A 21,320-nucleotide genomic window follows, 5' to 3' on the forward strand; every position below is an offset into this window, starting at 1 on the left:
ATGAGCGAGGTGTACGACCGCGCGTCGTTGTCCCTGTCCCTCGCCGACTACGCCGTGACCGACCAGCTGGGCAAGCTGCACGTCGTCGGCGGGGGATTGCAGGTGCTGCACCGCGACCACGGCTCCGGGATGACGTCCGCCTTCGCCCTGATCGTCGCCATGACCTTCTCGCCCGACCTGTTCCAGGAGCAGTACGCCTTCGAGGTCGTCCTCGAGGAAGCCAACGGAGCGCCGGTCCGGCTCGATCACGTACCCGCGGGTGCGACGTCGGACCTGATCCGGTTCGCGCAGAACATGACCGTCGAGGAACCGAACCTGGCCCCGTGGGGTGCGCCCCGTCGCGCCATGCCCGCCCACACCCAGATCGTGGTCTACTTCAACACCGGCCTGCCGCTGCCGGCCGGGCGACCGTTGCTCTGGCGCGCCCGTATCGACGGCGAATCGAAGGAGATCTGGACGTTGCCGTTCTTCGTTCCCGGCCCGCAGCCCACCCCCGTCATCGGATGAGCCGGTGAGCACTCTGCGCTTCGCCACCTGGAACGTGAACTCCGTCCGGGCCCGCACCGACCGTCTCCTCGCCTGGCTGCAGCGTTCCGAGGTCGACGTGGTGGCCCTGCAGGAGACCAAGAGCACCGACGCCACCTTCCCCGCCACGGCGCTGTCCGCGCTCGGCTACGAGACGGCCCACCACGGGGTCTCGCAGTGGAACGGCGTCGCCATCGTCTCCCGGGTCGGACTCGACGACGTCCAGCGCGGCTTCGCCGGCCAGCCCGCGTTCGGTGCCCCCGACACCACCCCCGCGGTCGAGGCCCGCGCCCTCGGTGCCACCTGCGGCGGCGTCCGGATCTGGAGCCTCTACGTCCCGCACGGCCGCGCCGTCGGGGACCCCCACTACGACTACAAGCTGGCCTGGCTGGAGGCGCTGCGCACCGACGCCGCCGGCTGGCTCGCCGCCGACCCGCAGGCCCGCATCGCCCTCACCGGCGACTTCAACATCGCCCCCACCGACGCCGACGTCTACGACGTCGCCGCCTTCGAGGGGCACACCCACATCACCGCCCCTGAGCGCGCCGCGTTCCGGGCCCTCGACGACGCCGGCTACCGCGACGTGGTCCGGCCCTTCACCGACGCGCCGCGGACGTACACCTACTGGGACTACCAGCAGCTGCGGTTCCAGAAGAACCGCGGCATGCGCATCGACTTCGCGCTCTGCTCACCGGCCCTCGCGACCGCGGTGACCGGGGCGCGGATCGACCGGGACGAACGCAAGGGCAAGGGCGCCTCCGACCACGCGCCGGTGATCGTGGAGATCGACTCGTGACCGGAACCCGCGGATGAGCACCATCCTGGTGATCGAACACGACCCGTCCGACCCGCTGCTGCGGTTGGGGGAGTGGCTCACCGACGCCGGTGCGACCGTCGAGGTCCGCCGACCGTACGCCGGCGACACCGTCCCCGAGGACACCGCGGCCTTCGACGCGGTCATCAGCCTGGGGGGCGAGATGGGCGCCCACGACGACTCCGCCGCCCCGTGGCTCCCCGCGACCCGCCGCCTGCTGGCCCGGTCCGTCGCCGCCCGCACCCCGACCCTGGGCATCTGCCTCGGCGCCCAACTGCTCGCCGCGGCCGGCGGTGGCATCGTCACCCGGGGCGAGAACGGTCCGGAACGCGGCGCGTACCTCACCGCCCGCCGCGACGCCGCCGAGCACGACCCGCTGTTCCGCGACCTCCCGCTCACCCCGGACGTCATGCACTACCACGACGACGTCGTGTCGGTGCTGCCACCGGGAGCGACCCTGCTGCTGTCGTCCCCGGGGTACCCGCACCAGGCGTGGCGGCAGGGCGACGCCGCCTGGGCCGTCCAGTTCCACATCGAGACCGGGGCCGACGACCTGCGGGCCTGGGCCGCCTCCGACGACCTGCCGATGACGGGCCGGTTCGGGCCGATGCTCGACGAGGCGGCCGAGACCATGGCCCTGGTGTGGCGGGACGTCGCCGTCCGCTTCGTGGCCCTGGCCGACGCGTACGCCGCCGCCCGCCGCGACGGCGCAGGCGGTGCGCCGTGAGCCGCCCGGCGTCGCGGAGCCTCGGCCGCTACGGACTCGGGACCGAACCCAAGATCCTCCGGGACCTCGAGATCACCGGACTCGCCGACGCCGACGGCGTCCGGGACGGCGGTCAGGACGTGCTGCGGGCGCTGTCGCGCGCCGGCCGCCCGGAGATGGCTTTGGCGGGGCTCGCCAACCTGGCCGCGCACCCGGCGATCTGGGCCCGGGTGCGGCCGGAGCTGCAGGCCAACTCCCGCTTCCGCGGGCGCCTGATCGCCGTCCTCGGTGCGTCCACCGCGCTGTCCGACCACCTCTCCGCCCGGCCGGACGACTGGGAACTGCTGCTTCCGGAGGCCGAGAGCACCCGGCTGCTCACCGCCGATCAGGCCTACGCCGTCCTCGCCACCGCCGTCGGTATCGACCCGGCCGCGCCGCGCTGCACCGGTACCGCCGGCCCCCGGGCCACCGTCGGTGGGCCGGCCGCCGTCATCGCCCTCCGGCAGGCGTACCGCTCGCAGTTGCTCATCGTCGCCGCGCACGACCTGGCCCAGGCCGTCGAGTCCTCGCTGCCGGCGGTGGCGCTGCCGGCCGTCACCCAGGCCCTGTCCGACCTCGCCGACGCCACCCTGCAGGTCGGGCTGACGATCGCCGCCTCGGCCCTGCCCGACACCGCGCCGCCGGCCCGGCTCGCGATCGTCGCGATGGGCAAGTGCGGGGCCCGTGAGCTCAACTACATCTCCGACGTGGACGTCATCTTCACCGCCGAGGGTGAGCCCGGCGACGGTGACGCCGGTCTGGCCACCGCGACCACCCTGGCCTCCCAGACCATGCGGATCTGCGGACAGGCGGCCTGGGAGGTCGACGCCAATCTGCGCCCGGAGGGCAAGGCCGGCGCCCTGGTGCGGACGCTCGCCAGTCACGGCAGCTACTACCAGCGGTGGGCGGCGACGTGGGAGTTCCAGGCGTTGCTCAAGGCCCGCCCGTCGGCCGGTGACCTGGAACTCGGGCAGCGGTTCGTCGACCTCACGCAGCCGGGGGTGTGGAACGCCGCCAAACGCGACTCGTTCGTCGACGACGTGCAGGCGATGCGCCGCCGCGTCGAGGCCAACATCCCCGACGGTGTCCGCGAACGCGAACTCAAGCTCGGCCCCGGCGGCCTGCGCGACGTCGAGTTCTCCGTCCAGCTGCTGCAGCTCGTCCACGGTCGCACCGACCCCGACCTGCGCATCCCCGGCACCCTGATGGGTCTGCGGGCGTTGATCCGCGACGGATACGTGGGCCGCACCGACGGCGCCGACATGAGCGCCGCTTACACCTTCCTGCGCCGCGCCGAGCACCGCATCCAGCTGCAACGGCTGCGCCGCACCCACCTGCTCCCCGACAACCACGCCGACCTCGACTGGCTGGCCCGGACCGCGGGGTACAGCGGGGCGGGCACCTCCGACGCGGCCGAGGTGTTCAACAACGAGCTGCAGCAACACGTCACCACCGTGCGGCGCCTGCACGAGAAGCTGTTCTACCGGCCACTGCTGCACGCCGTCGCCGCCGTCCCGGGCGACGAGCTGCAGCTGACCCCGGAGTCCGCGGCCGCCCGGCTGCAGGCCCTGGGTTTCCGCGCCCCCGAGGCCGCGCTGCGCCATCTCGCCGCCCTGACCAGCGGCGTCAGCCGGCGCGCGGCGATCCAACGACACCTGCTGCCGGTGCTGCTGGACACCTTCTCCACCGCGCCGGACCCCGACGCCGGACTGCTGTCCTACCGGCACGTGTCGGAGGCGCTCGCCGACACCCCCTGGTACCTGCGGCTGCTGCGCGACGAGGCCCTCGTCGCACAGCGGCTCGCCGGGTTGCTGGGTTCTTCGCGGCTGGTCGGCGACCTGCTGCCGCGGGCACCCGAAGTGCTCCAACTGCTCGTCGACGACGAACTGCTCCTCGCCCCGGAGCCCGATCAGGTCGCGGCCTCGCTGCTGCGCCGCTCCCGTCGGGGGCTCACCCCGCAGGAGCAGGTGGACATCGCCCGCAACCGCCGCCGTCACGAGCTGCTCCGGCTCACCTGCGCGGACATGCTCGGGCTGGTCGCGGTCGCCGACATCGTGCTCGGGCTCACCAGCGCCGCCGAGGCCACCCTGCAGGCCGCGTACGCGGCAGCGCTGGCGAAGGTCGCCGAGGACCGCGGCCGCGTCGACTTCCGGTTGGCCGTCATCGGGATGGGACGGCTCGGCGGCGCCGAGGTCGGCTACTCCTCCGACGCGGACGTGATGTACGTCGCCGTCCCGCTGCCCGGCGCCGACCCGGGCGCCGCGATGGCCGCCGCCAACACCGCCGCCGATCTGATGGGGCGGCTGCTCGCCCGCCCCAGCCCCGACCCGGCGCTGCTGATCGACGCGAATCTGCGGCCGGAGGGCAAGAACGGCCCGCTCGTCCGCAGTCTCGACGCCTACAAGGCCTACTGGCAGAAGTTCGCGCAGGCATGGGAGCGGCAGGCTCTGATCCGGGCCCGGCCGGTGGCGGGGGACGCTGAACTCGGCGCCGAGTTCATCGCCGCCGCCGACGAGTTCCGCTATCCGACCGGTGGCCTGGCCGAGTCCGACGTCATCGAGATCCGCCGCATCAAGGCGCGGGTCGACGCCGAGCGGCTGCCCCGGGGGGCCGACCCGACCACCCACACCAAGCTCGGTCACGGCGGCCTGGCCGACGTCGAGTGGACCGTGCAGCTGATGCAGTTGCAGCACGCCGGATGGCACCCGGAGTTGCGCACCCCGCGGACCCTGGACGCCCTGCGCGCCGCGCGGGACCTGTCACTGCTCAGCGAGGAGGACGCGGAGATCCTGGAGCACAGCTGGCTGCAGGCCACCCACGTGCGCAACGTGCTCATGATGGTGTCCGGCAAACCGGAGGACCAGATCCCGCGGCTCGGCCGCCCGCTGGCCGCCGTCGCCCGCGCCATGGGCTACCCACCGGACGGCGATCCGGGCATCTTCGTCGACGAGTACCGCCGGACCACCCGGCGGGCCCGCAAGGTCGTGGACCGGCTGTTCTCCGGCGTCGGCTGACCGTTCCGCAGCACCCGCAACCGTCCCCGTGGTGACCGGCGTCCACCGGCGCACCGGATAATGACCGGATGCCTACCTGGGTCTGGATCGTCGTTGTCGTCGCGGTCGTCGTCGTCGCCGCACTCGTCGTCGGGCTGGCGCTGTCGCGCCGCCGGACCGTCTCACTGCGCGAGGCCGACGAGGCCGCCGGCCGCGAGAAGGCCGCCCCCACCAAGGGGAAGTACACCACCGGCAGTTCCATCTCGTTCTCCTCCGCGCCGTCCAACACCGCGGTGCTGGACCGACCGGAGACGCCGGAGCCGACCGCCACCCCCACCTGGGAACGGACCGAGACCGACGGCCAACCCGGCGTCGGCGACGACGCCTCGGTCCCGCGGGACTCCGACCGCCCCGAGCTGACCGACCTGCAGCTGCCGACCGACCTGGCGCCGGCCCCGGTCCGGCCCCGCCCCGCACCCACGGCACCCCCCGCACCCACGGCGCCCCCCGCACCGACCGCACCCGCGGCCCCCGTCGACCTCCCGCCCGCCACCGGCTCCACCCCGGTGTTCGCGCCCGTCGACCGTCCGGAGCGGATCGAGCGACCGGCCACCGCGCCGGTGGTGCCCGCCACCGGTCCCGACGAGATCGAGTCCGCCGACGGCCGGTTGGTCCGGCTGCGGGGCCGGCTGTCCCGCACCCAGAACACCTTCGGCCGGTCGATGCTGGGTCTGCTCGGCGGTGGCGACCTCGACGAGGACTCCTGGAACGACGTCGAGGACACCCTGCTGATGGCCGACCTCGGCTCCGGGGCGGCCGCGGAGATCGCCGGCCGGCTCCGCGCCGAGGTCGCCGCCCGCGGTGTCGCCTCCGCCGCGGCCGCGAAGGCGCTGCTGCGCAAGGTGATGATCGAGGCGCTCGACCCGTCGATGGACCGCGCCGTCAAGGCGCTGCCGCACGACGGCCGCCCGTCGGTGGTGCTCGTGGTCGGCGTCAACGGCACCGGCAAGACCACCACCACCGGCAAGCTGGCCCGGGTGCTCGTCGGGTCGGGCCGCACCGTGGTGCTCGGAGCCGCCGACACCTTCCGCGCGGCCGCAGCCGACCAGCTCGCCACCTGGGGTGACCGGGCGGGAGCGGTGACCGTCCGCGGGCCCGCCGGCGGTGACCCGGCCGCGATCGCCTTCGAGGCCGTCAAGCGCGGCATCGCCACCGGCGCCGACGCGGTCATCATCGACACTGCCGGCCGGCTGCACACCAAGACCGGACTGATGGACGAGCTCGGCAAGGTCAAGCGCGTCATCGAGAAACAGAGTGACGTGGACGAGATATTGCTCGTCCTCGACGCCACCACCGGCCAGAACGGGATGGTGCAGGCCAAGGTGTTCGCCGAGGTCGTCGACATCACCGGGATCGTGCTCACCAAGCTGGACGGCACCGCCAAGGGCGGCATCGTGGTGGCCGTGCAACGGGCGCTGGGCGTGCCGGTGAAGCTGGTGGGTCTGGGGGAGGGGGCCGACGACCTGGCGCCGTTCGAGCCGGCCGCTTTCGTGGACGCCCTGCTGGGCGACTGACCGGCGCCTCCGGGGCCACCACCCACGGCCTGCACTGACACTGCGTGACGGTGCCCGCGCGCATCTTTACCCCACGGCAACGACGACGCGCCCGCGTTCACGTCGGGGAAACATCGTCGAACAGCAACCGCAACACGATCCGGGGACTCTGCTACCTGTCCCCGGGCCGTCCTGGTCCGGATGCCCATCCGTTCACACCAGGAGACCCTATGGACGACCCGTTCGCGCTCGACTCGGGTAACACCGCGTTCATGATCATCGCGGCGTCGCTCGTGCTGCTCATGACCCCGGGCCTCGCCTTCTTCTACGGCGGCATGACCCGTTCCAAGTCCGTGCTCAACATGATGATGATGTCGTTCGGGGCCCTCGGGTTGGTCGGCGTCATCTGGGTGCTCTGGGGTTACTCGGCCACCTTCGGCGCCGACCAGGGCGGCATCATCGGCGATCCCTTCCAGTTCTTCGGCCTCAACGGGCTGACGAACGAGGACAGCATCATGAAGGCGACCGGCGTGCCCGCCATCGTGGCGGTCGGCTACCAGTCGACCTTCGCGATCATCACGGTCGCGTTGATCTCCGGCGCCATCGCCGACCGCGTCAAATTCTCCACCTGGATGGTCTTCGTCGGCCTCTGGGCGACGCTGTGCTACATGCCGATCGCGCACATGGTGTGGGGCGGCGGCTGGCTCGGCGGATCCGGTTTCGTGGCCACCAACCTGTCCACCCCGATCGACTTCGCCGGTGGCACCGTCGTGCACATCAACGCCGGCATGGCCGGTCTGGTGCTCGCGATCGTCGTCGGCAAGCGCAAGGGCTTCGGCAAGGAGCCGATGAAGCCGCACAACCTCACCCTGGTCATGCTGGGGGCGGCCCTGCTGTGGTTCGGCTGGTTCGGGTTCAACGCCGGTTCCGAGTTCGGCGCCGACGGCACCGCCGGCCAGGCCTGGGTCAACACCACCGTCGCCACCTGCGCCGCCATGCTGGCCTGGCTCGTCGTCGAGAAGTTCCGTGACGGTCACGCCACCAGCCTCGGCTCCGCCTCGGGCATCGTCGCCGGCCTCGTCGCGATCACCCCGGCCGCCGCCGCGGTGGACATCTACGGTGCCATCTTCATCGGCCTCATCGCCGGCGCGCTGTGCGCCTTGGCCGTGGGCCTGAAGTACAAGCTCGGCTACGACGACTCGCTCGACGTCGTCGGCGTGCACCTCGTCGGTGGTCTCGTCGGCACCGTGCTGATCGGTCTCTTCGCCCACCTGCCCACCGAGGACAACGGCCTGCAGACCTTCGCCCCCGAGGGTGCGCTGGACGGTCTGTTCTACGGCGGCGGCGCCACCCAGCTGGTCACCCAGATCGTCGTGGCGCTCATCGCGGTCGTCGTCTCCGGCGTCATGACGCTGATCATCGGCCTGGCCCTCAAGGCCACCATGGGCTGGCGCATCCCGGAGGAGGACGAGATCGAGGGCATCGACGTGGTCGTCCACGGCGAGCAGGCCTACGAGCTGGAGGCCGGCGGTGGCAGCGGCCACGGCGTGCTCACCAAGTCCCTGTCCACGTCCGTCAAGTCGGAGGTCTGATCCTTGAAGCTCATCACCGCAGTCATCAAGCCGTTCAAGCTGGACGAGGTGCGGGCCGCCCTGCTCGCGTTCGGGGTCCAGGGGATGACGGTCCAGGAGGCCTCCGGCTACGGCCGGCAGCGCGGCCACACCGAGGTCTACCGCGGCGCCGAGTACACCGTCGAGCTGCTGCCCAAGGTGCGCCTGGAGATCCTGGTGGACGCCGACGACGCCGACGACGTGATCGACGTCATCGTGCGGGCCGCCCGCACCGGCAAGATCGGTGACGGCAAGGTCTGGGCCGTCCCGGTGGAGAGCGTGGTCCGGGTGCGCACCGGCGAACACGGTCAGGAAGCCCTGTAGCAGTGGATGCCACCGTGGGTACCGGTTACGCCGACCTGCGGGCCCAGCTGCTGGGCCGGACCGGGGTTCCCGGTCCGGCCCGGCGGCGGGCGTTGGCCCGGTTGACCGACTCCTGGCTGGGCTCGCTCGCCCAGGAGGCGGGGGTCAACGTGGGGGGCGTCGCGCTGGTCGCCGTGGGCGGCTACGGCCGCGGCGAACTCAGCCCGTTCTCCGATCTCGACCTGTTGCTGCTGCACTCCAGCGAGACCCCGACGTCCTACGCCGAGATGCTCGCCGAACGCCTGTGGTACCCCATCTGGGATTCGAAGGTGAAGCTCGACCACTCCGTCCGCTCCGTGGGCGGCGCCCGGCAGATCGCCCGGGTCGACCTGCCCGCGATGCTGGGGATGCTGGACCTGCGCCACATCGCCGGTGACCCGGAGCTCGCCGGGTTACTGCGCCGTCGGGTGCTGGCCGACTGGCGCGCCGACGCCAAGGAGCGGCTGCCGCTGCTGGAGGCCAGCTGCGACGAACGGACCGCCCGCAGCGGCGAACTGGCCTTCGCCACCGAACCGAACCTCAAGGAGTCCCGCGGGGGGTTGCGCGATCTGGTCGTGATGCGCGCCGTCGCCGCCTCGTGGCTCGCCGACTGCCCGCACCAGGGTCTGGAGGAGGCCCGCTCCGACCTGCTCGACGTCCGCGACGCGCTGCACCTGACCGCCGGCCGGCGGACCGACCGGTTGCACATCCAGGATCAGGACGAGGTGGCCAAGGCCCTCGACATCCCCGACCGCGACTCGCTTCTCGTGGAGGTCGCCGGTATCGGCCGGACCGTGGCGCTGGCCGCCGACCTGACCTGGCACCGCGTCCACCGGGCCATCGAGGCACCCGACCGCAACGGTCAGGTCTACGACGTGGGAGGCCGCTTCGCCCGTCGCGCCCAGCGGCTGCCGCTGGCCGACGGTGTCGTCGAGCAGGAGGGCGAGGTCATCCTCGCCCGCGCCGCCAACCCGGCCCGGGACCCGGCGCTGCCGGTCCGCGCGGCCGCGGCCGCCGCCCAGGCCGGTCTCACCATCGCGCCGGCCACCGTGCACCGGCTGGCGAAGCTGTGCCCGCCGCTGCCCACGCCGTGGCCGTCGGCGGCGCTGACGGCGTTCGTGTCGCTGCTGGGCGCCGGCGAGCCGATGGTCACCGTCTGGGAGTCGCTGGACCAGGCCGGATTGATCTCGTCCATGCTGCCCGGCTGGGAGCGCCTGCGGTCGATGCCGCAGTGGGACCCGATCCACATGTTCACCGTCGACCGGCACCTGATGGAGACCGCCGTGCAGGCGTCCCGGCTGGTCCGGCGGGTCCGCCGGCCCGACCTGCTGCTGCTGGCGGCGATCTTCCACGACATCGGCAAGGGCACCGGCCGGGACCACAGCGTGGCCGGTGCGGACATGATCCCCGAGTGGCTGGAGCGGCTGGGGGTGTCCGAGCACGACACCGCCACCATCGAGACGCTGGTCCGCCACCACCTGCTGCTTGCCGACACCGCCTCCCGGCGGGACCCCGAGGACCCGGCCACCATCGCCACGGTCACCGAGGTCGTCACCGATCTGGACACCCTGCAGCTGCTGGCCGCGCTGACCGAGGCGGACAGCCGGGCCGCCGGACCCAAGTCCTGGTCGAGCTGGAAGGCCGCGCAGGTCGCCCGGCTCGTCGCCCGCGCGGCCGCTGCCATCGGCTCGGGATCACCGCACGTCGCGGTGCCGGCGGTGTCGGCGCGCGAGACCGAGCTGCTGGCACAGGCCGCCGACGGCGCGGTCAAGGTCCGGGTCGACACCGGCCTCGGCGGCCTGACCGTCACCCTGGCCGCACCGGACCGCCCTGGGCTGCTCGCCGCCGCGGCGGGCACGCTCACCCTGCACCGGCTGACCATCCGGGGCGCGACCGCCCGCACGGTCGGCGACACCGCCCTGCAGGTGTGGTCGGTGCAGTCGCAGTTCGGCGAGGCGCCCCAGGCCGACACCGTGCGGGCCGACCTGACCCGCGCGATGGACGGCGGCATCGACGTCACCGGGGCCCTGGCCAAGCGGGACCCGGCCCGGGAGCGGGTGCCGACGGCGGCGCCGCTGATCGAGCTGCTGCCGGCGGCGTCCGCGCAGGCCACCGTGCTGCAGGTGCGGGCCCACGACGTGCCGGGACTGCTGCACCGCATCACCGGGGCGCTGGCCGGCGCGGGCGTCACCGTCACCACCGCCCTGATCGACACGCTCGGCTCGGAGGTGGTCGACGTGTTCTACCTGGTCGGTCCGGACGGTGCGCCGCTCGCGGCGGAGGACGCCCGGCGGGTGCTGGCGGCCGTCGGTCGGGCGCTCGGTGCGGCACCCGATAATCTGGCCTGATGTTCGACACACTCTCCGATCGGCTCGCCGGCGTCTTCACCTCGCTGCGCGGCAAGGGCCGGATCACTCCGGCCGACCTCGACGCGACCGCCCGGGAGATCCGGGTCGCCCTCCTCGAGGCCGACGTCGCGCTTCCGGTGGTGCGGGCGTTCATCGCCGCGGTGAAGGAGCGGGCGTCGGGCGTCGAGGTCTCGCAGGCGCTCAACCCGGCCCAGCAGATCATCAAGATCGTCAACGAGGAGCTCATCGCCATCCTCGGTGGCGAGACCCGCCGGCTGGAGTTCGCCAAGAACGGGCCGACGGTCATCATGCTCGCCGGTCTGCAGGGCGCCGGTAAGACGACCCTGGCCGGCAAGCTGGCGCACTGGCTGCGCACCAACGGGCACACCCCGCTGCTGGTGGCGTGCGACCTCCAGCGGCCGAACGCGGTGAACCAGCTGCAGGTCGTCGGCGAGCAGGCCGGGGTGCCGGTGTACGCCCCGTTCCCCGGCAACGGGGTCGGCGACCCCGTGCAGGCCGCCCGCGACGGCGTCGCCGAGGCCACCAACCGCCACCACGACATCGTGATCGTGGACACCGCGGGCCGGCTCGGCGTGGACACCGAGATGATGGCGCAGGCCGCCGCCATCCGCGATGCCGTCCAGCCGAACGAGACGCTGTTCGTCCTCGACGCGATGGTCGGTCAGGACGCGGTCACCACCGCGGAGGCGTTCCGTGACGGCGTCGGCTTCTCCGGGGTGGTGCTGACCAAGCTCGACGGCGACGCCCGCGGTGGTGCCGCGCTGTCGGTGCGCTACGTCACCGGCTCGCCGATCATGTTCGCCTCCACCGGTGAGAAGCTGCGCGACTTCGACGTCTTCCACCCCGAGCGGATGGCGTCACGCATCCTCGGCATGGGCGACATGCTGACCCTCATCGAGCAGGCCGAGCAGGCGTTCGAGGCCGACGAGGCCGAGGCGATGGCGCTGAAGATGGGCGAGGGGTCGTTCACCCTCGAGGACTTCCTGCAGCAGATGCAGTCGCTGAAGAAGATGGGCCCGCTGGCCGGCATCCTCGGCATGCTCCCCGGCGCCGCCGGCATGAAGGACCAGCTGGCCAACGTCGACGACCGCGACATCGACCGCACCGCCGCGATCATCCAGTCGATGACCCCGCAGGAGCGGGCCGACCCCAAGATCCTCAACGCCTCCCGCCGCAACCGCATCGCCCGCGGCTCGGGATCGACCGTGGCGCAGGTGTCCTCGCTGGTCGAGCGGTTCTACGAGGCGCGCAAGATGATGAGCGCGATGGCCGGCCGGTTCGGGATGCCCGGCGCCAAGCCGCAGCGGTCGGTCAAGGGCAAGAAGGGCAAGAAGGGGTCGGGCCGCGGTCCGACACCGCCGAAGATCAAGGGCGGGATCCCCGGCGGTCTGGCCGGGATGCTGCCGCCGGGCATGCCGGGCGGGATGCCCGGCGCGGGCGGCGGCGGGATGCCGCAGCTGCCGCCGGGCTTCGACTTCGACCCGACCAAACTGCAGTTCCCGAAGGGCAGGTGACCGACCGCCTGCTGCGCGTCACCGGCACCGACCCGGTGACGCGGCAGCCGGTCGACCACTGGGTCGCCGACGGCGTCTTCGTCGAGGCCCCCGCCGATCGCGGCGCGGCGGCGGTCACGCTGACCGGCTGGGTCACCCCCGGCTTCGTCGACGCGCACTGCCACGTCGGCTACTCTGCCGACGGGGTGGCGTCGTTGGCGGGCGCGGCCGCGCAGGCCCGGACGAACCTGGTCGCCGGCGTCACCGCGATCCGCGACTGCGGGTCACCCCTGGACACGTCCCCGCTGGTCGGGCGACCGGACCTGCCGGTGCTGATCCGGGCCGGCCGGCACCTGGCCCGCCCGAAGCGCTACATCCGCGGACTCGGGATCGATCTGGAGGACCCGGCCGACCTGCCCGCCGAGGTCGCCCGCCAGGTCGCCCACGGAGGCGGCTGGATCAAGCTGGTGGGGGACTGGATCGACCGGTCGATCGGCGACCTCGCGCCACTGTGGCCCGACGACGTGCTGGCCGACGCGGTCGCCGTGGCGCACGCCGCCGGCGCCCGGGTCACCGCCCACGTCTTCGGCGAGGACGCGATCCCCGGGTTGCTCGCCGCCGGGATCGACTGCCTCGAGCACGGCACCGGGCTCGGCGAGGACACCATCGACGAGATGGTCAGGCGCGAGGTGCATCTCGTGCCGACGCTGATCAACATCGCCAATTTCCCGGCCTTCGCCGACGCCGCCGACCGGTTCCCGGCCTACGCCAAGCACATGCGCGACCTGCACACCCGGTCCGACGACACCGTCGCCGCGGCCATGGCGGCGGGGGTGCCGGTGCACGCCGGCACCGACGCAGGCGGCTTCGTCGCCCACGGCCGCATCGCCGAGGAGGCGCAGGCGCTGCTCCGGGTGGCCGCGCTCATCGGCCGGGACGGCCGCGACGTCCTGGACGCCACCACGGGAAGGGCCCGGCGGTGGCTGGGCCTGGCCGATCCGGCCCCCGGGGAACCGGCCGACCTGGTCGTCTACGGCGCGGACCCGGTCGCCGAGCCGGGCACCCTGGGCGCCCCCGTGGCGGTGGTCCGGGCCGGTGTGATCGTCGACGGTCGAGATCAGCCCACCTGATCGGGTAAACTCGACTGTCGATCCAAAATCAGTCCGGCATGCAGTCCGTCGGGACTGCCAGTCCGCTCACCAGTAGTCGAAGGAGCACGTCCCTCGTGGCCGTCAAGATCAAGCTTGCTCGCATCGGAAAGATCCGCGAGCCGTTCTACCGTGTCGTCGTCGCCGACGCCCGCACCCGTCGTTCGGGTCGCGCCATCGAGGCGATCGGCAAGTACCACCCGAAGAACGATCCGAGCGTCATCGAGATCGACTCCGAGCGGGCCCAGTACTGGCTGTCCGTCGGCGCCCAGCCGACCGAGTCGGTCGAGGCGCTGCTCAAGGTGACCGGCGACTGGCAGAAGTTCAAGGGCCTGCCGGGCGCCGAGGGCAGCCTGAAGTCGCAGCCGGAGAAGGCCGACAAGCGCGCCCTGTACGAGGCCGCCATCGCCGCCATCGGCAACGAGAGCGGCACCGAGGCCACCACGCCGCGCAAGAAGGCCGCCGACAAGCCGGCCGCCGACGCCGCCCCGGCCGAGTCCGAGTAACTCGTGCTCACCGAGGCGCTGGAGCATCTGGTCCGCGGCATCGTCGATCACTCCGACGACGTCGACGTCACGATGGCCACCTCGCGTCAGGGGCGCACCCTGCAGGTCCGGGTGCACCCTGACGACCTCGGCAAGGTGATCGGCCGCAACGGTCGCACCGCCACCGCGCTGCGGACGGTGATGACCGCGGTCGGTGGCCGCGGCATCCGGGTCGACGTCGTCGACACCGACCGCTGATCACTCGAACCACGTCATGACCGATCTCACCGTCGGCCGTATCGGCCGACCCCACGGGCTGCGTGGCGAGGTCACGGTCGACATCCGCACCGACGACCCCCGCGAGCGATTCGCTCCGGGGGCTTCGGTGCGTACCGAGCCGGCCACGCGGGGACCGCTCACGGTCGCCTCCTTCCGGATCATCTCCGGCCTCAACGTGGTCCGCTTCGACGGCTACGACGACCGCAACGCCGCCGAGACCCTCCGCGGCACGATGCTCGTCGTCGAGGCCGGGGCGCTGCCGGCGCTGACCGACGAGGACGAGTTCTACGACCACCAGCTGATCGGCCTGACCGCCCGGCTGACCGGCGCCGACGGTGCCCCCGGTGAGGTCATCGGGCCGGTCACCGACCTGCTGCACCCGCCGGCCAACGACGTGCTCGTCGTCCTCACCCGGATGACCGCGGCCGGTGAGGTGCTGATCCCGTTCGTCAAGGCCGTGGTCCCGGTGGTCGACCTGGCCGCGGGACACCTGCTGGTGGATCCGCCCGACGGCCTGTTCGAGTAGTCGCCCATGCGGATAGACGTCGTCACGATCTTCGCCGAGTACCTCGCCCCGCTGCGGGAGTCGCTGCTGGGCCGCGCCATCGGTGCCGGACTCATCGACCTCGGGGTCCACGACCTGCGGGCCTTCACCACCGACCGCCACCGCACGGTGGACGACACCCCGTACGGCGGGGGGCCCGGCATGGTGATGAAGCCCGACGTCTGGGGTCGGGCGCTCGACACGCTCTGCAGCCCCACGACCACCCTGGTCGTGCCGACGCCGGCGGGGGAGCGGTTCACCCAGGCGGTGGCCGAGGAACTGGCCTCGGCGGACCATCTCGTGTTCGCCTGCGGGCGGTACGAGGGCATCGACCAGCGGGTCGCCGACGAGGCGGCCGGCCGGATGTCGGTTCGGGAACTGTCGATCGGCGACTACGTGCTGGCCGGTGGGGAGGCCGCGGTGCTGGTGATGGTGGAGGCGATCGCGCGGCTGGTGCCGGGCGTGCTGGGCAATCCGGCCAGCGCCGTGCAGGACAGCTTCGGTGCCGGTTGGCCCGGGCTGCTCGAGGCGCCGAGCTACACCCGGCCGGAGACGTACCGTGGGATCCCGGTGCCACCGGTGCTGCTGTCCGGCAACCACGCCGCGATCGATGCGTGGCGCCGCGAACAGTCGTCGGCCAGGACCCGCACCCGGCGTCCCGACCTGTGGGACGCGCAGCACGTCGAGTAGAAGATTTCGCGTACGACCGCCCTTCTGGCAGACTAGAAGGGTTGCCTTTCTGACTGTAAGGATTCTTCGATGAACACCCTGGATGTACTGGACGCCGCGTCGCTGCGCTCCGACCTGCCCTCCTTCCGCCCCGGTGACTCCGTCCGGGTGCACGTGAAGGTCATCGAGGGCAACCGGTCCCGCGTGCAGGTCTTCGCCGGTCACGTCATCCGTCGTCAGGGCGGTGGCATCCGCGAGACCTTCACCGTCCGCAAGATCAGCTTCGGCGTCGGCGTCGAGCGCACCTTCCCGGTGCACTCCCCGAACCTGGACAAGGTCGAGCTGGTCACCCGTGGTGACGTCCGCCGCGCCAAGCTGTACTACCTGCGCGATCTGCGTGGCAAGAAGGCCAAGATCAAGGAAAAGCGCGACGTCCGCTGACGCGGATCCCGCGTTCCGCACCCGGTAGCTCCCGGATCACGGATGTCGACGGACGGACCCGAGGCACGCACCGGCTCGGTCCCGGCACCTGACGACGACTCACCCGCCGCGCAGCGGTGGCGTGAGGTCGAAGCAGGACGGGACCGGTCGGTCGCCGCTCCCGTGAAGAAGCAGCGCCCGTTCTGGGTGGAGCTGCCGATCCTGCTGGTCATCGCGTTCGTGATGACCTTCCTGATCCAGACGTTCCTGTTCAAGGTCTACTACATCCCCTCCGGGTCGATGGAGCAGACCTTGCACGGAGTGTCCTCGGGCGGCGACCGGGTGCTGGTGAACAAGGTCGTCTACGACTTCGCCGAGCCCGAGCCGGGCGAAGTCGTCGTGTTCAGCGGCCCGCCCAGCTGGGCACCCGAAGCCGCGATCCCGGGTCCGTCGACCTGGTACGGCAAGCTCTTCCAGTCCGTCGGTTCGGTGGTGGGCATCGCCCCGCCGAACGAGAAGGACTTCGTCAAACGCGTGATCGCCACCGCCGGCCAGACCGTCGAGTGCTGCGACGAGCAGGGCCGGGTGATGGTCGACGGCGTGCCGCTCGACGAGCCGTACATCTACCAGGACTGGCCCTTCCTGGCCGGTACCAGCGACTGCCGGTCGGCGGTCAAGGCGCAGCGCTGCTTCGGCCCGGTCACCGTGCCCGCCGACTCGCTGTGGGTGATGGGTGACCACCGCAGCGGCTCGAAGGACTCCAGCTACAACTGCCGCGGCTCCGAGCCCGGCGAGTGCCAGGGCCCCATCCCGGTCGACAACGTCATCGGGCACGCGGTCTTCATCGTGATGCCGGTGTCCCGCTGGGACGTCATCTCCTCGCCCGACATCCAGGGCGGCGCCATGATCGCCGGTCTCGGGATGCTCGCCCTGCCGCGTCCGGGCGCCGCCGGCGCCGGGGTGACCACGCTCCGGAGATCGCGGTGGCGTCGCCGCTGACCCCGCGGTCGACCGGGCCGGCCGTCCCCACCGGGCGGCGACCCGACCTGCGCACCGAGAAGTCGCTGATGCGCGGTGGGGTCGCCCGGCTGGCGGCGATGGACGAGGTCGGCCGCGGCTCGTTGGCCGGGCCCGTGAGCATCGGCGTCGTGGTCGTCACCCCGGCCATCGGCCGCGTCCCCGCGGGGCTGCGGGACTCCAAACTGCTCACCCCGGCCGCCCGCACCGCGCTGGTGACCCCGATCCGCCGCTGGGTGCGGGAGTTCGCGGTCGGCCACGCGTCGTCGGTGGAGATCGACGAGGTCGGCATCATCGGAGGCCTCCGACTCGCCGCGCTGCGCGCGCTGGCGCAGCTGGACACGGTGGACGCGGTCCTGCTCGACGGCAACTACAACTACCTCCTCGGCAGCACCGACCTCCCGGTGCACACCCGGATCAAGGGCGACATGACCTGTGCCGGGGTGTCCGCGGCGTCGGTGCTGGCCAAGACCGAGCGGGACGCCATGATGGTCGATCTCGACCCGGCGCACCCGCCCTACGGTTTCGCGGTCAACAAGGGCTACTCGACGCCCGAGCACATCGGGGCGTTGCGCGAGCACGGTCCGAGCGCGGCGCACCGCCGATCGTGGCGCCTCCCCGGCTGCGCGTACGACGACGACACAACTCCCGCTATGTTCGGCGTATGAGCGCAGAGGATCTCGAGCAGTACGAAACCGAGATGGAACTGCAGCTGTACCGGGAGTACCGGGACATCGTCGGCCACTTCTCCTTCGTGGTGGAGACCGAGCGCAGGTTCTATCTGTGTAACGCCGTCGACGTGCAGGTGCGCAACTCGGACGGGGACATGTACTTCGAGGTACGGATGTCCGACGCCTGGGTGTGGGACATGTACCGGCCGGCCCGGTTCGTCAAGAACGTCCGCGTGGTGACGTTCAAGGACGTCAACGTGGAGGAACTGGAGAAGCCGGACCTGCGGTTGCCGGAGGACGGCGAGTTCTGATCCACCGGCGGCGTGTGCGGCGTCCACAACGACCCGCGGACGGGCAGTTGTCCACAACCCGCTGACGGTCGGTTCGGCCCGTGAGCCCGGCCCCGGCACGCTCGACCCCACAGCGGGACGAGGACCGGGGGAGACGTGGCAGCGAAGGACGAGGTCGGCCGCAACGGCGAGGAGCTGGCGGCGAGGTATCTGGGTGACATCGGGCTGACGGTGATGACCCGGAACTGGCGGTGCCGCGAGGGGGAGCTGGACATCGTCGCCGTCGACGGTCGTGATCTCGCCGTCGTCTGTGAGGTCAAGACGCGCAGCGGCGTCCGGTACGGCTCCGGGGCCGAGGCGGTGGACGCCACCAAACGACGCCGGATCCGCCGGCTGGCCACGCTCTGGCTGGCCGAGCACCAGGCCCGACCGGGGATCCGGCTCCGGTTCGATGTCATCAGCGTGCTGTGGACGCCGGGTGCCGAACCCCGGCTGACCCACATCGCGGGCGCGTTCTGATGTCGCTGGCCCGCACCCTGGCGGTGCAACTGGACGGCCTGGACGGGCACCTGGTCAGCGTCGAGGCCGATCTGGCCAACGGCCTGCCCGGGACGACGGTGATCGGGATGGGCGACACCGCGGTCCAGCAGTCCCGCGACCGGGTCAAGGCCGCGGTGGTCAACTCCGGGCAGACCTGGCCGGACCGCCGGATCACGCTGGCGCTGTCGCCGGCGTCGCTACGCAAGAACGGCTCCGGTTTCGACCTGGCCATCGCCGTCGCCGTGCTGGCCGCGGCCGAGACCGTCGACCTGCGCCGCGGTGCGCAGACCGTCTGGATCGGCGAGCTGGGCCTGGACGGCCAGGTCCGTGCGGTCCGTGGTGTGCTGCCCGCCCTGTTCGCGGCGCGGCGGGCCGGTGTCCGGTCGGCCGTGGTGCCGTTGGGCAACGTCGCCGAGGCGGGCCTCGTCCACGGCATGGAGGTCCTGGGGGCCGCCAGTCTGCGGGAGGTCATCACCCACCTGGGCGGCGGCACCGCCCTCACCGGTCCGGGCATCCGCGTGGTGCCCGATCCGCCGGTGCTGCCGGACATGGCCGACGTGCTCGGGCAGCCCGAGGGCCGGGCGGCTCTGGAGCTCGCGGCGGCGGGCGGGCATCACCTGTCCATGATCGGGCCACCCGGCGCCGGCAAGACGATGCTGGCCGCCCGGCTGCCCGGCCTGCTGCCGCCGCTCACCGGTGACCAGGCGCTGGAGGTCACCGCGGTGCACTCGGTCGCCGGTGAGCTGGCCCCGGGCCTGCCGCTGGTCACCACCCCACCGTTCGTCGACCCCCACCACACGGCCTCCGCCGCGGCCATCATCGGCGGCGGGTCGACGGTGGTCCGGCCGGGCAGCATCTCGCTGGCCCACCGCGGGGTGCTGTTCCTCGACGAGGCGCCGGAGTTCAAGCCCACGGTGTTGGATGCGCTGCGCCAGCCGCTGGAGAGCGGCGAGGTGCTGATCGCCCGGGCGTCCGGCGCGGTGCGGTACCCGGCGCGTTTCCAGCTGGTGCTGGCGGCCAACCCGTGTCCGTGCGCCGCGGCCCGGGATCTCGACTGCCGCTGCGAGGTCGGGCTGCGACGGCGGTACCTGAGCCGGCTGTCCGGGCCGCTGATGGACCGGGTCGACATCCGCATCGAGCTGCCGGCGCTGGACCCGGTGGCGCTGGGCTCCGGTGAACCGGGGGAGCCGTCGTCGGTGATCGCCGCGCGGGTGCTCGCCGCCCGCGACCGCTCGGCGCACCGCTGGCGCGGAACCCCCTGGCGGTACAACGCCGAGGTGCCCGGCGCGGTGCTGCGCCGCCGGTGGCGGCCGACCGGCGAACCGTCCCGGCTGTTGGACCGTGCCGTCCGCGCGGGACTGCTCACCGGACGGGGCTACGACCGGGTGCTGCGGCTGTCGTTGACCGCCGCCGACCTCGCCGCCCGCGACGAACCGACCATGCCCGACGTGGCCACAGCGCTGGGCCTGCGGACGAACGGGGCGGCGGCATGACCGGCACCGACGCGCCCGACGCCGTGCACCTGGCCCGGGCGGGGCTGCTCCGGTTGGCCGAGCCGCCGGCGCCCGCGGTCGTGGAGCTGGTCGCCCGGATCGGCGCGGTGGCCGCGTTCGACGCGGTGATCCACCGGTCGGCGCCGCCGGCGGCGCTCGCCGCGACCGCCGCGCGCACCGAGGGCCGGTCGGCCGAGACGCTCCGGGCGGCTGCGGCCGCCGACCTCCGGGCCGCCGCCGCGGTCGGGGCGTACCTGCTCGGTCCGGAGGACCCGGACTGGCCGGAGGCGGCCACCATCGGCTTCGGCATGGCGGGCGGCCGTGGGGTCAGCGGGGCCGCGCCACCGCTCGGGCTGTACGTACGCGGCACCCTGCCACCGGACCTGCCCGGGTCGGGGGTCACCATCGTCGGGTCACGGGCGAGCAGCCCGTACGGGGAGCGGGTGGCCGCCGACCTCGCGCTCGGCGTCGGAGACGCCGGTCTCGCGGTGGTCTCCGGCGGGGCGTTCGGCATCGACACCGCCGCCCACCGGGCGGCGGTCACCAGCGGGGCCCTGTCGGCCGCGGTGCTGGCCTGCGGCATCGACCGCGCCTACCCCGTCGCGAATGCGCCGCTGCTGCAACGCATCTCCGCCCAGGGTGCGGTGATCAGCGAGTACCCGCCCGGCACCTCGCCGGCCCGGCACCGCTTCCTGGTGCGCAACAGGCTGCTGGCGGCACTCGGTGCCGTCACGGTGGTGGTGGAGGCGAGCCGACGGTCCGGGTCCCTGTCCACGGCGGCGGCCGCGGCGCACCTCGGTCGCACGGTCATGGCCGTGCCCGGCCCGGTGACCTCGGCGATGTCGGTGGGCTGTCACCTGCTGCTCCGCGACCGGTTCGCCACCCTGGCCACCTCGGCGCAGGACGTACTGGCCGCGGTACGACCGGTCGACGCGGGGCTGTTCGACGCGGACCCGTTCGGCGCCGGCTCGTCCACCGGCCCCGCCGCTCCTGCGGCGACGTCCTCGGACGACCGCCGTGCCGGGCGCCGGTCCGACGTCCGGCGCACCGACACGCTGGATCCGCTCTCGCTGCGGGTGCACGGTGCGCTGCCGACCCGCGGCACCGCCACCGTCTCCGAGCTCAGCACCTCGGCTGGAGTGCCGGCGCCGCAGGTGATGGCCACCCTGCCCGTGCTCGAACTGGCCGGTCTAGCCCGGAAGGAGGGAGCGGTGTGGCGCCGGCTCTGAAGCGGCGGCCGGTCGGCAGGCTGGGCGGCAGTGGTCGGGGCAGCTCGGCGGGGGGCACAGTCCGGCGGGGGGCACAGTCCGGCGGTGGGCA

21 protein-coding genes are annotated in these 21,320 nt (G+C 72.8%); all 21 read left to right on the forward strand.

Annotated features, from left to right (window positions below; translation table 11 throughout):
* The 21 genes from DB033_RS02275 (at position 1) to DB033_RS02375 (ending at position 21,229) form a co-directional block, all read left to right on the forward strand.
* The gene (locus DB033_RS02275; RefSeq protein WP_111765273.1) at positions 1-507 is read left to right on the forward strand and encodes a hypothetical protein; all 507 of its coding nucleotides are present in this window, start codon (positions 1-3) and stop codon (positions 505-507) included.
* 13 nt (positions 508-520) lie between these two features.
* Entirely contained in the window at positions 521-1,321 is an 801-nt protein-coding gene (locus DB033_RS02280) for an exodeoxyribonuclease III (RefSeq protein WP_111767170.1), read from the forward strand.
* Positions 1,322-1,334: 13 nt separating this feature from the next.
* Complete coding sequence (locus tag DB033_RS02285) at positions 1,335-2,066, forward strand: type 1 glutamine amidotransferase (RefSeq protein ID WP_111765274.1); 732 nt, start codon at positions 1,335-1,337, stop codon at positions 2,064-2,066.
* Positions 2,063-5,098, forward strand: a complete 3,036-nt coding sequence (locus DB033_RS02290; RefSeq protein ID WP_111765275.1) for a bifunctional [glutamine synthetase] adenylyltransferase/[glutamine synthetase]-adenylyl-L-tyrosine phosphorylase — start codon at positions 2,063-2,065, stop codon at positions 5,096-5,098. Before DB033_RS02285 ends, DB033_RS02290 begins: the two co-directional genes overlap by 4 nt.
* 68 nt (positions 5,099-5,166) lie before the next feature.
* On the forward strand, positions 5,167-6,651 hold the full coding sequence (gene ftsY, locus DB033_RS02295; RefSeq protein WP_111765276.1) for a signal recognition particle-docking protein FtsY: 1,485 nt from the start codon (positions 5,167-5,169) through the stop codon (positions 6,649-6,651).
* A gap of 209 nt (positions 6,652-6,860) precedes the next feature.
* On the forward strand, positions 6,861-8,222 hold the full coding sequence (locus DB033_RS02300) for an ammonium transporter (protein WP_111765277.1): 1,362 nt from the start codon (positions 6,861-6,863) through the stop codon (positions 8,220-8,222).
* Between the two features lie 3 nt (positions 8,223-8,225).
* Positions 8,226-8,564: a P-II family nitrogen regulator gene (locus tag DB033_RS02305; RefSeq protein WP_111765278.1), complete on the forward strand. Its 339-nt coding sequence runs from the start codon at positions 8,226-8,228 to the stop codon at positions 8,562-8,564.
* 14 nt (positions 8,565-8,578) lie between these two features.
* Complete coding sequence (locus DB033_RS02310; protein WP_205843613.1) at positions 8,579-10,930, forward strand: [protein-PII] uridylyltransferase; 2,352 nt, start codon at positions 8,579-8,581, stop codon at positions 10,928-10,930.
* Positions 10,930-12,465 (forward strand): signal recognition particle protein, encoded by a 1,536-nt coding sequence (gene ffh / locus DB033_RS02315; RefSeq protein WP_111765280.1) that lies wholly within the window; start codon positions 10,930-10,932, stop codon positions 12,463-12,465. Before DB033_RS02310 ends, ffh begins: the two co-directional genes overlap by 1 nt.
* Positions 12,462-13,574: an amidohydrolase family protein gene (locus tag DB033_RS02320; RefSeq protein ID WP_205843614.1), complete on the forward strand. Its 1,113-nt coding sequence runs from the start codon at positions 12,462-12,464 to the stop codon at positions 13,572-13,574. The genes ffh and DB033_RS02320 overlap by 4 nt, the downstream gene beginning before the upstream one ends.
* 95 nt (positions 13,575-13,669) lie before the next feature.
* Entirely contained in the window at positions 13,670-14,098 is a 429-nt protein-coding gene (rpsP, locus tag DB033_RS02325; RefSeq protein ID WP_111765281.1) for a 30S ribosomal protein S16, read from the forward strand.
* A 3-nt stretch (positions 14,099-14,101) separates the two neighbouring features.
* Positions 14,102-14,335 (forward strand): RNA-binding protein, encoded by a 234-nt coding sequence (locus DB033_RS02330; protein WP_111765282.1) that lies wholly within the window; start codon positions 14,102-14,104, stop codon positions 14,333-14,335.
* A 16-nt stretch (positions 14,336-14,351) separates the two neighbouring features.
* Entirely contained in the window at positions 14,352-14,882 is a 531-nt protein-coding gene (gene rimM, locus DB033_RS02335) for a ribosome maturation factor RimM (RefSeq protein ID WP_111765283.1), read from the forward strand.
* 6 nt (positions 14,883-14,888) lie between these two features.
* The gene (trmD, locus tag DB033_RS02340; RefSeq protein ID WP_111765284.1) at positions 14,889-15,590 is read left to right on the forward strand and encodes a tRNA (guanosine(37)-N1)-methyltransferase TrmD; all 702 of its coding nucleotides are present in this window, start codon (positions 14,889-14,891) and stop codon (positions 15,588-15,590) included.
* A 69-nt stretch (positions 15,591-15,659) separates the two neighbouring features.
* Positions 15,660-16,010 carry a 50S ribosomal protein L19 gene (rplS, locus tag DB033_RS02345; RefSeq protein WP_111765285.1) on the forward strand — a complete coding sequence of 117 codons (351 nt, stop codon included), beginning with the start codon at positions 15,660-15,662 and terminating at the stop codon, positions 16,008-16,010.
* A 42-nt stretch (positions 16,011-16,052) separates the two neighbouring features.
* Positions 16,053-16,988, forward strand: coding sequence for a signal peptidase I (gene lepB / locus DB033_RS02350; RefSeq protein WP_111765286.1), 936 nt, complete (start codon positions 16,053-16,055; stop codon positions 16,986-16,988).
* Positions 16,973-17,674, forward strand: coding sequence for a ribonuclease HII (locus DB033_RS02355; protein WP_240615695.1), 702 nt, complete (start codon positions 16,973-16,975; stop codon positions 17,672-17,674). Before lepB ends, DB033_RS02355 begins: the two co-directional genes overlap by 16 nt.
* Positions 17,671-17,988 (forward strand): DUF2469 domain-containing protein, encoded by a 318-nt coding sequence (locus DB033_RS02360; RefSeq protein WP_111765287.1) that lies wholly within the window; start codon positions 17,671-17,673, stop codon positions 17,986-17,988. Before DB033_RS02355 ends, DB033_RS02360 begins: the two co-directional genes overlap by 4 nt.
* Positions 17,989-18,123: 135 nt before the next feature.
* The gene (locus DB033_RS02365) at positions 18,124-18,486 is read left to right on the forward strand and encodes a YraN family protein (protein WP_111765288.1); all 363 of its coding nucleotides are present in this window, start codon (positions 18,124-18,126) and stop codon (positions 18,484-18,486) included.
* A complete protein-coding gene (locus tag DB033_RS02370) occupies positions 18,486-20,000 on the forward strand; it encodes a YifB family Mg chelatase-like AAA ATPase (RefSeq protein ID WP_111765289.1) in 1,515 nt (504 codons plus the stop codon). The genes DB033_RS02365 and DB033_RS02370 overlap by 1 nt, the downstream gene beginning before the upstream one ends.
* A complete protein-coding gene (locus tag DB033_RS02375; protein ID WP_111765290.1) occupies positions 19,997-21,229 on the forward strand; it encodes a DNA-processing protein DprA in 1,233 nt (410 codons plus the stop codon). Before DB033_RS02370 ends, DB033_RS02375 begins: the two co-directional genes overlap by 4 nt.
* Positions 21,230-21,320: the final 91 nt, after the last annotated feature.

Source organism: Nakamurella deserti, from assembly GCF_003260015.1.
GTDB lineage: Bacteria > Actinomycetota > Actinomycetes > Mycobacteriales > Nakamurellaceae > Nakamurella > Nakamurella deserti.